Below are 13,927 nucleotides of genomic sequence, written 5' to 3'. Positions count from 1 at the left end.
GCGACCGGCGTACGGCACCTGATCGAACCGCTCGTCGATGACCGGGCTGCCTCGGTGCGTAAGCAGGCCGAGCGGGCCATGCAGAAGCTGCCTTCATAACCGGGTTTCACTGGGGTGGCGGTAGGTAGGCGATCTGGATGAGTTGGGGCTCTTGGGATCTGGTGACGAGGGTGCCTCGGCCCGGGGGGAGGGGGGTGGCTCGGAGGTCGCCGCCGAAGAGTTTGCCTTCTTCGGCGGGGGCGCTCATGAGTAGGGCTGCTGCGGATTCTTCGCGGAGTCGGGCGAGCAGGGTGCTGTGTAGTGCTCTGGCCAGGCCGGTTGCTCGGCGGGTGATGATCAGGTGCAGGCCTATGTCGTAGGCGGTTGGCAGGAACTCGAGGAGGGGCTCCAGGGGATCGTCGCCTTCGGTGACGATCAGGTCGTGGTCGTCGACGACGACGTAGTACTCGGGGCCGGTCCACCAGGTGCGGTCGCGGAGTTGGTTGGGGCCGATCTCGGGGCCGGGGAGGCGGGTGGTGAGGAGGTGGCAGAGCTGGTCGATGGCGTCCGGAACTGTTGTCGCCGAAGCGCAATAGGCCGTCAGGCGGTTCGGGTCGACCGCGTGTAGCAGGGTGCGGCGGTAGTCGATCAGGAGGATCTGGGCCTGCTCGGGGGTGGAATTCTCGCTGATGCCGAGCAGGATGTTGTGCAGCAGTGTGGTCTTGCCGCAGCCTTGGTCCGCGAACGCCATGAGATGTGGGTGGGCGTCGAAATCCATTATGAGCGGAGACAATTCGTTCTCGCCGAGGCCAACCGCCAGGTGTGTCACGTCCTGCGCGACACCTGCGTGCAGGGCCGACCGCAGCACGTGCGCGCGGGGAATCTCGAGTGGCAGCAGCCGGACCTCGGGGGCTTGTCGCGAACCATAGATTGTCCGCAGCTGCCGGGCGGCTGCGGCGATACCGGCTGGCAACTGCTTCGGGTCGGTGATCGAGTCCAGCCGTGGCAGCGCGATGAGCAGGTGCAGTTTGTCGGGGGAAAGGCCGCGGCCCGGCCGATCGGGTGGCACCGTTCCCGCGGCCTGACGGTCCAGTTGGGAGTCCGCGGGGTCGCCGAGCCGCAGTTCGATCAGGGTGCCGACCATGTCGGGCAGCGCGAGCCGGGTCCTGGTCCACGGCGGCAGCGTGACCACGACATGGATGCCGTAGCGGGGTCCCTGCGTCGCGATGGTGATGATGGCCTGCTCGAGTGCCGGGTAGTCCTGCTGGACGACATCGAGTCCGTCGACCATCAGGAAGACGTCGCCGTACCGGTCCGCCGAGATCGGGTCGGCTGCTTGCTTTTCCAGTGATATCTCGATCAATCGCGCCTTACGGGAACGGAATTCGTGCATCGAGGAGATGCCGAGTTCGCGGAACCGTTGTGCCCGGCGACCGACGAGCGCGCCGACCTCAGCGACGGTGCGGCGCACGCGATCCGAGTCGCGTCGCCCGGCAACAGATCCCACATGGGGGAACTCGGCCAGTCCGGCCAGGGCGCCACCGAGGTCCAGGCAGTAGAACTGCACCTGCTCGGGTGTGTGCGTGGCCGCGGCGGCCACCATCAGCGTCCGCAGCGCGGTCGACTTCCCCGAACGCGGACCTCCGACGATCGCCATGTGACCGGAACTGTCCGACAGGTCCACGCACAGCACCTCGCGGTAATGCTTGCGCGGCACATCGACGACCCCGATCGGCAGCCGCAGCAGTCCGGGCCCATCCGTCGACGGCGGTGAATTCCGCTGTCGCAAAAGCATTCCCACCGTCGGCGAGTCGCTCAGCGGGTCGGTCCACACGAGATGTGCCGCGGATCCGTGCCTGCCTAGGGCGACGGCGAGCGATTCCGACACCGGGCGATCGACCGGCTCAGTATCGCTGTCACCGGGAACGGACGGTCCCGGACCGGACGCGTACGCGGCCCGGAAGCGCGTAGCGGTGCCGGTGCCGATTCGCAGATACCCGTAGCCGGGCACCCGCGGCAGGTGATAAGCATCGGTGGTGCCGAGTACCAATCGCGATTCGGCGGGCGAAAAGGTCCGCAGCGCAATGCGATACGACAGATAGCTGTCGAGCGCGCGCAACCGCCATTCATCGGGACGCTGGGTGCCGAGCAGCAGATGCATGCCCAGCGACCGGCCGAGGCGCCCGATCCGGACCAGCACATCGACGAACGTCGAAGTCCCGGACAGCAATTCCACGAACTCCTCGATCACGATCACCAGCACGGGCAGCGGCGGCAGGGCCGCGCCGCCCGCGCGGGCCCGCTCGTATTCGCCGATCGTGGTGTACGGACCGCTCTCCTCGAGCTGCCTGCGCCGTCGGTCGATCTCGCCGTCGAGCACATCCTGCAACCGGTCCCTCAGGTAGAGATCCTGTTCCACATTCCGGACATGTCCGGCCAGGTGCCGCAGGCTGGTCAACGGCTGGAACGTCGCACCGTTCTTGAAGTCGACGAGCAGGAAGTTCACCTGATCCGGGCTGTGCCGCAACGCCAGTCCGAGCACGATGGTCCGCAGCAGCTCCGATTTGCCCGAGCCGATCGCACCGACCACCAGCCCGTGCGGGCCCATGCCGCCCTCGGCCCCCTGTTTGAGGTCGAGCAGCACCGGGTCGCCGGGTCGCGTCGCGCCGATGGGGATACGCAGCAACTCCCGCGCGGGGCGTTCGCGCCACCACTGGCCGATGTCGAACACCGAGACATCGTCGAGGCCGTGCAATGCGGCGAAGTCGGCCTCGACCTCAGGCCCGGTCGATCCGGGGCCGAGCCCTGCGGCCGTGTGCCGTGCCCGCAGGCGAGCGACGAGATCCGCAGCGCCATCGGTGAAATCGTCCACCATCGCGGGGTCAGCGGGTGGCTCACGAATATCAGGTACCGCGATCCGGAAGGGTTGTTGCTGGTGCAGCGCCCACCCTGGACCTTCCGGCAGGCGCACCGCAAGCTCCGGATCGATGTGTGAATCGCGCGGCTGATGCATGCGCAGCTCGATCTGGACGGCCAGCAGCCTGGCCATCCAGTCCGGCACCTCGTTCCAGTCCCGCACGGTGGCGACCACGTGCACGGCGTATTCCGGCCCGGCATCGGCGATGCGGCGCACCGTGTCCGCCGCCGCGGGCAGCAGCTCCGCGAAATCGTCCCAGCGGTCGAGCACCAGGAACAGATCCGGCACCGGCCCCTCGGGCAGCGCGTCGCGGACCGCCCGCAGGCTGGCCGGTGAGTCGATATTGTGCTTGCGGTACAGCCGCTTTCGGCTGCTGATCTCCTCGAGCATGCGCTGCAACAGGGCGGCGACCTGCTCGGGCTCGTCGTCGCAGACCACGTCGGCGACGTGCGGCAGCTCGCGCATCGAGCCCAACCGATTGCTGGATTCCAGGACGTGCACGCGCGCTTCGCCCGGTGAATGGGTCAGGACCAGCGACGCCACCAAGGTGCGCAGCAGAGTGCTCTTGCCGGAACCCGCGCGACCGACGACCAGCAGGCCGTTGTCCGGCCCGGCGAACTCGAGCTGCACGATATCGCCGACGGTGCCGTCCGGTCGGCGTTGCCTGCCGATCGGCACCGCCAATTTGCCGGTGCCCCACCAACTTTCCGCCCGCAGTCCGGCGTCCTCCACCTGCTCCAAACGCCCGAGCAGACTGCCGAGCAGCACCCGATCGCCGCCGTCGCTCGCACCCGCGGTCCGGCGTCGCGTGCGGGCGATGTACACCTCGTCGTTCAAAAAGCCGTAGTGACTTGGTGTTTGGCGATCAGTGCGGCGGCGCACCTCGTCGCTGACATACGTCCACAGGTCGTGCGTGCTGATCTCCCCGGTCCCGTTGCCCGCCAGCCCGGTGGTGGTGATGCCGTTGACGATCGCCGAGGTGAACATCGACAGCGGTACGGAATCATCTGCGGCGGAACGTATCCCGTCCTCGGCGATCTGCACGCCGGTACAGGCGGTCATCACGCAGATCCCGTCCCCGGTGACCAGGTGCTCGCCGACGCCGTCGTCGATGCCGCCGACCGCCTTGATCACGTCATTACCGAGAAACGCGCCGCTGTAGCAGCAATCGAGCAGGATGATCTTCGCCGCGGCGCTCGACTCGCGGATCAGCTCCTTGATGAACGCGGACGACACCGCGGAACTGCTCGGCAGGTTCGGATCGGTGTTGCAGGCGGCCAGATACAGGTTGCGGCTGGTGCGGAAACCGTGGCCCGAGTAGTAGAACAGCACGAGATCTTCCGGGCCCGCATTGCGGAACAGCCGCTCGATGCTGCGCTCGATCTCCGTCTTCGACTCGTTGACCAGTATTTCCGCGGGCTGGAACGCGCCAATGCTCGGGTCGTGCAACAGGTTTCGCAGCTCTCTGGCATCCGATACCGGCGCGTAGAGCTGCGAGATCGACGTCGAGTAGAAGGTGTCGTTGGCGACGAACAGCGCGATCCGGCGACCCCGCGGGCTAGTCATCGGCGAATAGACTCCGCAACTGATCGACGACGCCGTCGACCTGTCCATCGGTCGGCCGGACGATGGTGACGTCGCGGTCGCCGTTGCGCACGGTGACGGATTCCGCGCGGCCGCGGGCCAGGAAGCGCAGGACGATATCGCGGATTGCCCAGGCAGTGGTGCTGAGCGCACCCCCGGATACCAGCAGCTGACCGATCTCCACTGCGGTACCGGATTTGGTGCCGGGACTGCCGGTTGTCGTCACCGCACCGATCGTCACCCCGGAGACTTCCCGTAGCTCGCCGGCCAGTTCTTCGGCCAGGCGATCCAACTGCTGTTCGTCCCCCGAACCAGCCGAAACGATGAACAACACGTCGGCCATGGCTTGCCTCCCCGTCGCACCCCGCCGCATGGTGCGGCACAACAACATTCTAGCTACGCACCTGCCCGTGAACACGGCAAACGATGTGTGGGCTTGCACCTCGGCGAGAACGTCGGCTCAATTGTCGTATCGCGTTATCGTGGCGGTGCGCCGAAAAACGACGTCGATGGTGGGGCTGCAGTGGATGAGCAACAACAGGATTCGCATTTCGCGCGCTCGATGTTCACCCGGGTTGACCGGCATGCCAAGGCATACGCCGATCTGGACCTTTATCCGTTCTTGGCGAAGAACTGGGTCGACCGCAGGCGAGAAGGCGAACAGGACCTGCTGGATTCGTTCAACCGCCACGTCGAGGCCGTCATCGCCGGGTACGACCCGCCCGGCATTCGACGGCGCAGCGACAGCCTGTTGTTCGCCCGCGCTTACGCAGACCTCGGCAAGGCGTCGGACTCGGCGGCGCAGATAGCTCCGGAAATCTTGGTCGCCTTGTTCGCCGCCGAGGTCGAATACCGTGGCCCACTGAAGTTGAGCCGCACGCAAAGCCGACGGCTCGCCGAGGTCTACGAACAGCTCGGCGGCCTGCTGGCGCTCGACCTGCCCGGTCACGCGGCGCTGTCGTTCCGGCGGGCGTGGAGCCTGTACCGCCAGGACGGCGATACCGATGCGGAGGACCGCTGCGGCCTGAGTCTGGCCCGGGCCAAGCGGTGGGCGCAGCCGGTCCGGTGGCGTCGCTTCGTCGGCTATTTCTCGGACCTGGTGTGCGGCTACGGCTATCGCCCGTATCGAATGCTGCTGTGGATCATTCTCCAGGTCGCATTGTCGATTGTGGTCGTGCGTGCGCTGTCCACCGAGTCGACCCTGTCGATCGTCTACGACTGCGCCATGAACTATCTGAATCCCCTCGGCCCCGCGGATACCGCGGGGCTCGACGGGACCGATCAGCTGGTGTTCGTGGTGGAGGCGTACGCGGGGGTGTTATCGACGTCGGTGTTCTTCGCGCTGCTGGTACGTCGCTGGTTTCGGCTCTGAGACTTCACCAGTCGTGGCTGATGATCTTGGAATGGCGCAGCGCCTTGAGGGTCGCGGTGGTCATGCGGTCGCGCAATTGCCCGACCCGCGCGGTCCATTGGCGGGTGAAGCCGGGGTCCGTCTCCAGATCCGCCCACAACTGACGCAGCTGCGGCGCGGTGTGCGCGCCCGGCATCCACAGCGGCACCAGCTGATCCAGTAGCGGCACCAGCTGATCCAGCAGTGCATCGGTCTCGTGATCGCTACGTCCCGCACGATCGGCCACCTGACCTATCGCGGTCAGCAGCCAATCGTGGATCGCGAGATCCTCGCAGAAACGTTGCGCCGCAGCCACATTCGAACCGGCGAGCGTGAGCCGCACCGTCCGCAGCGTGTTGCCCGCAAGATGAAAGGCGAAGCGGGGCAACTGATCCGACTCATCACCCACCTCGACGGCCCAGCGCAGCCGAGTGGTGCCCGCCCGGAACGGCATTTTCTGATCCAGCCGGGGATCCACCCTGGCGAAGGTCGACATCCGCTGGCTGATCGAGGTCAGATCGAGCTTGTCGTCACCGTGCGAGCTCAGGTGCCCGTCCACCACTCGGCCTGCGGGCTCGCTGCCGAGCTTGCTCACCGCGTCCACGGTTCCCGGCCTGCTCAGGTAGTACGACCAGGGCTGCCGTTCCTCGGCGCGCATCACCCGGGTCTGGGACGAGCCCTGCAGCACCCGGCCGCCGATCACCACCGTGCGCGACGCCACCGTGCCGATCACGTGAATGTGCTTGCCCGACACCGGAATCAGGTTGCAGTCGACGCCCTCGAAACGATTCGGCGAGACCACCAGCGGCATCGGCCGCTCCCTGGAGGTCACCGTGAGGCCGCGCTGTACCGCGCTCAGCAGTTCGATACATGCCGCGGTGTCCAGCACGTGCTGTGACGGCAGCAGGCAGGTGTGTATCTCGCCGAGCACGACCAGCGGCGCGTCATCCGAATTCGCTTGTGCCTGTGCCATATCAGGCCTTACCGGCGCGCGGGCGCTTGGCGACCTCATCGACGAACATGTGCGACAGCCGCCCGGTGATCTCCCGCGGCATCGCGATCCCCTCCGCATCGGCGCGAATGATGGCCTTGTTCAACACTTCCTGATCGATCACGATGTGATCGAGGATGGTCTGCACCGCGTGTTCGATCTTCACATACTCGCGCGGCAGGATGGACAGAGCTCGATACGCCTCGAACGGCGCGGCATGGGGGTTCAGCTGGATGACGGACGGCATCTCCCACCAGCTCGCCGGCCAGCTCGCACCGCGAGGTTGCGGCTCGACCACCGCCCTGCCCTCGTAGCGAACCATGCCAAGGCGCAGCAGCTGCCAGATCGCGGCAAGGAACGGGCACGACCAGCGGGTGTGCTCCTCGCCGTCCTTGTTGATCTGGGTGTTCCACAGCTCGATGTCGAGGAAGATCGTGTGCTCCCGGCTCGCGAACTCCTCCGGGCGGCGATACGCCGCCGCCACCTGCATCGCCTGCTCCGAGTCGTGTTCGGAGGAGCGACGTCCGTTGCACAGCCAGCCGGACTCGACGTCGGGCGGACGCTGGCCCGTCGTCTGCTTCAACGGTTCGGCGACCACCCAGGACGCGACCATCTCGGCCAGCGGGATCTGCTGCCCGGTCAGGCGGCCGTCGACATACAGCGGTGTCTCCCAGCACCCGGCCTCGCGCGCGAGGTAATCGATGCGCAGCCCGCATTTGTCGGCGATGCCGAGCACCTTGTCCAGAATCTCGCTGGGGTCGGTGTTCGACCCGAAGTAGTCATCGACCAGGAAGCAGGTGCTCACCCGCGCCGATTTGCCGTATTCCGCCTCGGCCTCGGCGGTATGCAGCTCGACCAGCCTGGCTACCCGCTGGAAATGGGCACGGATCTTCTCTTCCCCATCGAGCAGGCTCTTCATGTAGAAGTGCCCGGTCTCGATGGACAGGTGCGCGAATTTCACCCCGGCGGTCTGGACCTGCTCGGCCGCCTCGCTGTACACAGTGGCGTTCATCGTCAGAAGAGCCTCTCCCACGTCGCGTCGTCCATGAGTTCAACGGCCAACTCCGTGAAGGCGTTCACGGTTTCCTCGTTGGCGATCTTCGCATCGACGTCGGCGTCGAGGATCAGCTGCTCGCGCCACTGCAGCACCGGCTCCATCGGTGTCGTGCCGAGCGTGACGCTGGAGCCCAATTGATTGGCCAGGGCGAGCTGTTCCAGCGCCTCGTTCTGCTTGCGCAACCAAGCCCACTGCGGCCCACGGTCCTTGTCGCCGGATCCCTCGTTCGTCGACGGCACCGCGGTGCGGATATAGCGCACCGACTCGAGCAGGTCACCGACGTCGTGGCCGCATTTCTGCCCCGCCTCCAGCAATCCGTTCGGGCCGTGTACCAGGCCGTTCGCCGCGAGGATATGTTGGCGGGTCCACCGATGGAAGACAAGCCACCGCGCCGCCACCGCACGCAGGGGTTCGGCCGCCGTGGCCCGCAGCACTATCTCCAATGCCGCCGAACGGCCCGCGCTGAGATCGACGAAGGTGACATCGAATTCCTGCTGGCAGATCATCAACAGCTCGACGCACTGCTTCACCACCTGCGCGGACGCGGGGAACTCCCCGCCGCCGCGATCACCCGGAAACAGGGTGAGCTGGTAGGGATGCCGAAGCGCGTGCAGGTCTTTGCGATTGGTCTCCGACCGGATATCGCACCTGGCCGGTATGGTGATCCGGCCGTTCAGGTATTCGTGCAATCCCTGCTTGCCGGATACGCCGCGATCCATTTTTTCGATCTCGAACAGGGCACCCGAAGTCGGTGAGCCGAAATCGAAGTCGAGGTACGCGACGCTTTTGCCGTCCACACTGAGCCGGTAGGCGATATTGCAGCTCGTCACCGAACGGCCGGTGCCGCCCTTGTCCGAGGTAGAGAATACAAGCATGCGCTCGCTCAACCTATTCACCCCTCATGGCATCGAGGCCGGCGACTTCTAGCCCGTCCAATTCACGCAGCGCGTCGACACAGAGACTGAATGCCGTGGCCGGACGTTCGTCGACCAATCTGCTTGCGCGCACCAGATTCTTTTCTATGTTCTCCAACGCCCGGCGATTCGGTGTGTTGTCCCGTTCGCTGAGCTCCAGGAATTTTTGATTGAGCAGATGGTCGGCCTCGTCGAGCAGTTCCAGCGCGCGGGTCAGCGACGTCGGAGATCGGAACGGCGGATTCTGGTAGGACGATTCGGCGACGACCAGACATTCGATGATGCGCTCGGTGAAGTACCAGGAAGGTTCCTGCGGCCCGTCCGACGCGGGCGGGACCACCTCGCCGGTCGGCGATGGTTCCACGAAAACCCGCAAGGCGTCGTCCCACAGACCCTTGGCCGGAATACGTTGAAAGGCACGCAATTCCAGATGGTCCATGGTCGACTGCGCCAGTTCCAGCAATTGCCTGCGGGTGGACAGCGTGCGCGACAGCTGGGCCGCCTGCAGCGTCCGTTTCAGCAACATGGGCGCGTAGTCCGACACCGCCCAGTACAGCAGCGGGCCGTCGTCGATGGCCTCGGTACCGTTCAATCGCAGCAGCACCCCTGGCACGTGCAGGCGGCGCGCGGGATCGTTCTCGGTCAGCCTGCGGGTGATCCGGCCGCGGCGAGCCAGCTCATCGAAAATTCGCGTGGCCCTGGTGAGGTCGTCGTCATCGGCTTCGCGGGCAATGAGGTCCTGGATCAGCAGGCCGGAAACGCAGAGGCTGAAATAGTCCGATTCCTCGCCGTCGGAGGTGCGCCACGGAATGTCCTCGAGTGGCCAATCCCCTTCGCCGAAACGGGCCATCGCCGACCAATAGCGTTGCGCCAGGTCCCAGCGCAATTGCAGCGCGTCGGCCAAGCGGCGCTGGTCCGCGTCGAGCAGATCGAGCTCGCGGGTGCGCGGCTGGGTCAAGTCGTTGATGCCGTCCAACGCGGTAATGGTGAAATACAGATACGGACGCCCGACCGCGAAACCCTCCGACTTGGCGATCGGCACGTCGATGAAGTCGATGACCTCGGCGCCTTCGACCACGCCCCAGCTCCAGCCGCACTCGAACATCAGCGCCGGGCTGGCAAGGTCGGCCTGTGGCGTCTTGTTGAGCGTGACATCTCGGAGCAGCCGACCGCGGACCCGCTCGAGCCGTTTGGCCAGGCTCGCGACGATCGCGTCGTTTTCGGCCCCGGTCTGATTGAACATGCTGAGCATCGCCGCGCCCGTGTCGGTCTCCGGATCCACCGACTGCACCACGAAGCTGCGCACCAGCCCGACCATGGCCGCGGTGAGTCGCTTGTTGAGCCGGGCCTGCACCGGCTTGATCAGCCGCTCCAGCCGCTGCTGGTCGCCGGAACCGATCGAATCCTGCAGCGCGCGCAGGTATTGCAGCCCGGCCAGGCAGACGGTGAGCGACATCGAGTAGGAATCGACCACGTCGACCGCGCGCTGTCGCTCGTTCGCCTCGATCCCCTCGGTGGCTCGCAGGTAACTGCCGCCCGAGAAGATCGGCTGATCGTCGCGTTCGTAGCGCCGCAGATACTCGTCCATCACCTCGACGATCTTGAGACCGATGCGGCGTTCGCGGCCAAGGGGTTTGAGCGTCGTCCGGACATCGTCGGCGATCCGGTCGGGGTTGTGCAGCGAGAAGCTATCGATCTGGGTGGCGGGATAAAGCAGACACAACAGTTGCTCGGCGTCACTGATGGAGTTGGAGCCGTCGCGCCCGCCCCAGACCCAGGTGTCGTCGTGATAGCAGGCGGCCAGCAGTGAACTCCAGACATTCAATATCTGGCGCCGTGGCTGGATTCTCATTGATCGCAGCCTTTCTGTTGTCTCAGAGGACTCGCATGAGAACAGAGCGCCCGGCAACAAAGCCGACCGCCCAGTTTCTTTATCCGGTTAGTCTCCACGCGGACAACATCGTTCGCGGCCATCTACTGACCAGAGCAACACCTATTGCCTGCCACAGAAGCGTATCGCGGTAACCGGTGACACGTGCAATAACCCGGGTTCCCCGCTGCCACGGACGGACAAGCGGGACAGGTCGCGTTCTTTGCTAAGGATTTGCGCCTAAGAATGGTGCGGTTGCTGGAAACGTTGCGTGACAGACTTTCCCGCTAGCGACCCTTCGTCGCCAATTCGATGACGTCCGCGGCGTCGACGAGCAGCGCATCGGGCGACTGCTGTCCGGTGCGCGCGAGATACGCGTCCACGAGCCGGTTTCCGACGGCATAGCCCGCACCGGTCGGCAGCCCGACGGGCGTGCCGCCGTATCGCGCCGCGATCGCATCGCCGTGGACGTAGGCGGCGAAGTTCTGCATGCCGCGCACGCCGAGGCCGCCGATCACCTTGTCGTACACCGCATCATCGGTCAGCGACGGCACGCCGATGCGGGTATAGCCGAGGTCGCCGTACAGGTGCCTGGCGAACGCGTCGGCGAGGCCCTCGCTGACCACGTGCTCACCGACCGTCACGGTTTCCGGGTCCCACCGCACGTTGCTGTAGCGCAGGTTGTGATTCAGCTCGTGCACCGCCACCGCCTCCAGCCGCGCCAGATTCTCCGGGCTCGGCCAGAACGCGAGCCAGATGTAGCCGGAAATGCCGCCGTTACCACTCATACCAAGGCCTACGTCGATGAAGTGTGCGTCGGTGTGGTCGCCGAGCACGATCATCACCGTGATGTCGGGGACCCGGATATCCGGTGTCGCGGTCAACTGAACCGACAGCGCCGCGTTCATGGCGGCTTCGATCCGATCCCAGGCCTGCGCGTCGTGTAGTTCCTCCAGCCCGGCCAGGGCTCCGTCGACTGCGCGGTCGGCGCGGAACCCGCCGCTCATGTGGTGCAGCTGCACCAGGTCCGGCGTGCCGGGGAAGTAGCGGTACATGTCCGCGGTCGGTTCGAGCATCCGGCGCAGCAACTCGGGTCGTTCGGCGAGCGGCGCGGTCAGGATGGCGCGCGTCGCGGTGTAGCTGTCCAGCACGGTGATCGTCACGGTCGATCACGATAGTGATCGACGCAGCGTCAAGGTCAACGGATTTTTCGGCGAGACCGTGCGGTCACGCCGAGTCGGCAATGTCACTTTTCAGCCATATGAGCGGTTTTCGACACCGCCATGATCAGAATTCGCCGATTCCATTACCTCGGCATTCACCAGGTGTAGCCGATCTCAACCAGGAATGGTCGATGCCCCTATTGATGGGGGCAAATGCCGTTGCCACAGCGTGACTCGACCGTGTCCGGCGGCGCCTTATGGACTCGGCACCGTAACGCTCACCTCCCCTTTTCCGACGTCCTTGGTGACGCACGGCCTCGGGGGGCCTGCCCGTCCAACATGCCGGTAATTGGAATGGGGAAACAGGACATGGATTTTCGCGGGTTCTTCGCCCGACATCGCATTGCCTCGGCGGTCGCCGCGCCCGCGGTGCTCGGCGTCGCGGCGATCGTCGCGACCACGTTCGCGCTGACGTCGTCGCCGCAGACCAGGGATACCCAGCTCACCTCGTCGGTCACCGAGTGCCACGACATGGTCAGCATCTCGGTGGCGGGCCGTAACGACACACCGAAGCAGGGCACGACGAAGCTGCTGGTCGACGCCAACGGCAACGAACTGCCCGCCGCGCTCGCGGGTGACTACAACAGCGAGTGGGTCGATCCGGTGGTCAACCCGGCCGCAGGCGCCGTCGATCCCGGCTCCTACGCCGCCGTCTACATCGCGTATCCGGCGAACCTGGCGACCTATGAGGACGCCGTCAACACCGGTGCCGCGAATACCGAACAGGTGATGCGGCAGATCGCGCAGGCGTGCCCGAACACCAAGTTCTCCATCGTCGGCTACAGCGAGGGCGCCGACGTCGTGCGCCGCGTCGCGATGAAGGTCGGGCATCAGGAGGCGGGCAAGGACGGCGAATACGGGATCGTCGATCCGGCCAAGGTCGTCGGTGTGGTCATCATCGCCGACGCCGGTCGCTCGGCGGGCGACGGGCCGTTCCCCGGCGCGAAGGACCCGAGCCATCCCGACGGCTTCGACCAGAACTACCAGAACGGCAAGAACCCGACGCCGGGCCAGGGCGCCCTGCCGGGTACCAGCGGCGACTTCGGCGCGCTGAACGGCAAGATCGCGTCGTTCTGCTCCGACGGTGACCTCACTTGCTCTGCGCCGCAGAATATTTCACTGCTGCAGCTGGTGGTGAACGTCGGCCGCCAGCTCAATGGCGATGCGCTCCAACAGGACGGACTCACCCCCGCGACCGGACAGGACGTCGCGGTGGTGCTCGGCCGGATCGCGCTCGCCGCGTTCGCCGATATCTCGTCACAGCCGAACTGGCTGAAGAGCGACGAGACCTTCCTCCAGGTGCTGCTGAAGGTGTCGGATCCGAACTACAAGCCGGGCCAGGCGCCGAAGGAACCGGTGGCGAAGGCGGACGCGATCGCGGCCGACAACATGTCGCCGCTGGCCTACCTGCCGCAGAAGATCCTGAACGAGATCATCGGTCTGATCGTGACCAACCAGAACACCATCCCGGTGATCATGAGCGATCCGTACAAGCAGACCCTCGGCCCGGACCACACCGGTCACCACTTCGACTACTGGCACGACGCCGATCCGGCCAACGGTAAGCCGATGACCTCCGCCGAGTACGCGGCCGCGTGGATCACCCACCTGGCGCAGCAGGCACAGGCAGGCAAGAAGGTCGACACGAACGCCCAGCCGACCGAGGCCGATCTGGCCGCCGCCTACAAGGCCGCAGCTCCCACCTCGACGTCGCCGACGGCCACGCCGACCAAGAGCGCGACGCCGACCACCACGAGTGCCGCTCCGACCACGAGCAGCACCGCGACAACCCCGTCGCCGACAACGACGGTGGCACCGACCACCACCTCGACCATCCCGGTGACACCGCAGGCAATCAACGCACCGGCTCCGACCTCGGTCACACCGACCGAGACCACGGCGCCGACCATCACTCCGACAACCACCTCCGCGGCACCGACCACCACCAGCGTCACCCCGACGCCGACCACCAGCGCCGTCGGTTAACTGAATCCAAAAAGAC

9 protein-coding genes are annotated in these 13,927 nt (G+C 65.8%); 2 read left to right on the top strand and 7 right to left on the bottom strand.

What is annotated here, in order from left to right; genetic code table 11:
* Nucleotides 1–106: 106 nt before the first annotated feature.
* Together eccCb and ACIBK2_RS26850 are read right to left on the bottom strand one after the other, a co-directional pair.
* Nucleotides 107–4,462: a type VII secretion protein EccCb gene (gene eccCb / locus ACIBK2_RS26855; RefSeq protein WP_396970951.1), complete on the bottom strand. Its 4,356-nt coding sequence runs from the start codon at nt 4,460–4,462 to the stop codon at nt 107–109.
* Complete coding sequence (locus tag ACIBK2_RS26850) at nt 4,455–4,823, bottom strand: hypothetical protein (RefSeq protein WP_396970949.1); 369 nt, start codon at nt 4,821–4,823, stop codon at nt 4,455–4,457. Before ACIBK2_RS26850 ends, eccCb begins: the two co-directional genes overlap by 8 nt.
* A gap of 180 nt (nt 4,824–5,003) precedes the next feature.
* Between ACIBK2_RS26850 and ACIBK2_RS26845 the strand changes: the two genes are divergently transcribed.
* On the top strand, nt 5,004–5,852 hold the full coding sequence (locus ACIBK2_RS26845) for a hypothetical protein (protein ID WP_396970948.1): 849 nt from the start codon (nt 5,004–5,006) through the stop codon (nt 5,850–5,852).
* Between the two features lie 4 nt (nt 5,853–5,856).
* Here the strand turns inward: ACIBK2_RS26845 and ACIBK2_RS26840 are convergent, their stop codons facing one another.
* The 5 genes from ACIBK2_RS26840 to ACIBK2_RS26820 all read right to left on the bottom strand — a co-directional run bounded on the left by ACIBK2_RS26840 (nt 5,857) and on the right by ACIBK2_RS26820 (nt 11,865).
* Nucleotides 5,857–6,843 carry an SCO2521 family protein gene (locus ACIBK2_RS26840; protein ID WP_396970946.1) on the bottom strand — a complete coding sequence of 329 codons (987 nt, stop codon included), beginning with the start codon at nt 6,841–6,843 and terminating at the stop codon, nt 5,857–5,859.
* A gap of 1 nt (nt 6,844) precedes the next feature.
* Nucleotides 6,845–7,873, bottom strand: a complete 1,029-nt coding sequence (locus tag ACIBK2_RS26835) for an SCO2522 family protein (protein ID WP_396970944.1) — start codon at nt 7,871–7,873, stop codon at nt 6,845–6,847.
* A 2-nt stretch (nt 7,874–7,875) separates the two neighbouring features.
* Nucleotides 7,876–8,793, bottom strand: a complete 918-nt coding sequence (locus tag ACIBK2_RS26830) for an SCO2523 family variant P-loop protein (RefSeq protein ID WP_396970943.1) — start codon at nt 8,791–8,793, stop codon at nt 7,876–7,878.
* A gap of 13 nt (nt 8,794–8,806) precedes the next feature.
* Nucleotides 8,807–10,684, bottom strand: a complete 1,878-nt coding sequence (locus ACIBK2_RS26825; RefSeq protein ID WP_396970942.1) for an SCO2524 family protein — start codon at nt 10,682–10,684, stop codon at nt 8,807–8,809.
* 305 nt (nt 10,685–10,989) lie between these two features.
* Nucleotides 10,990–11,865, bottom strand: coding sequence for a DUF2268 domain-containing protein (locus ACIBK2_RS26820; protein ID WP_396970941.1), 876 nt, complete (start codon nt 11,863–11,865; stop codon nt 10,990–10,992).
* A 369-nt stretch (nt 11,866–12,234) separates the two neighbouring features.
* Between ACIBK2_RS26820 and ACIBK2_RS26815 the strand changes: the two genes are divergently transcribed.
* On the top strand, nt 12,235–13,911 hold the full coding sequence (locus tag ACIBK2_RS26815; RefSeq protein ID WP_396970939.1) for a cutinase family protein: 1,677 nt from the start codon (nt 12,235–12,237) through the stop codon (nt 13,909–13,911).
* The last annotated feature ends 16 nt before the right edge of the window (nt 13,912–13,927 follow it).

Source organism: Nocardia sp. NPDC050175 (assembly GCF_044459885.1).
GTDB lineage: Bacteria > Actinomycetota > Actinomycetes > Mycobacteriales > Mycobacteriaceae > Nocardia.
This window is presented reverse-complemented; position numbering and strand designations above follow the sequence as displayed.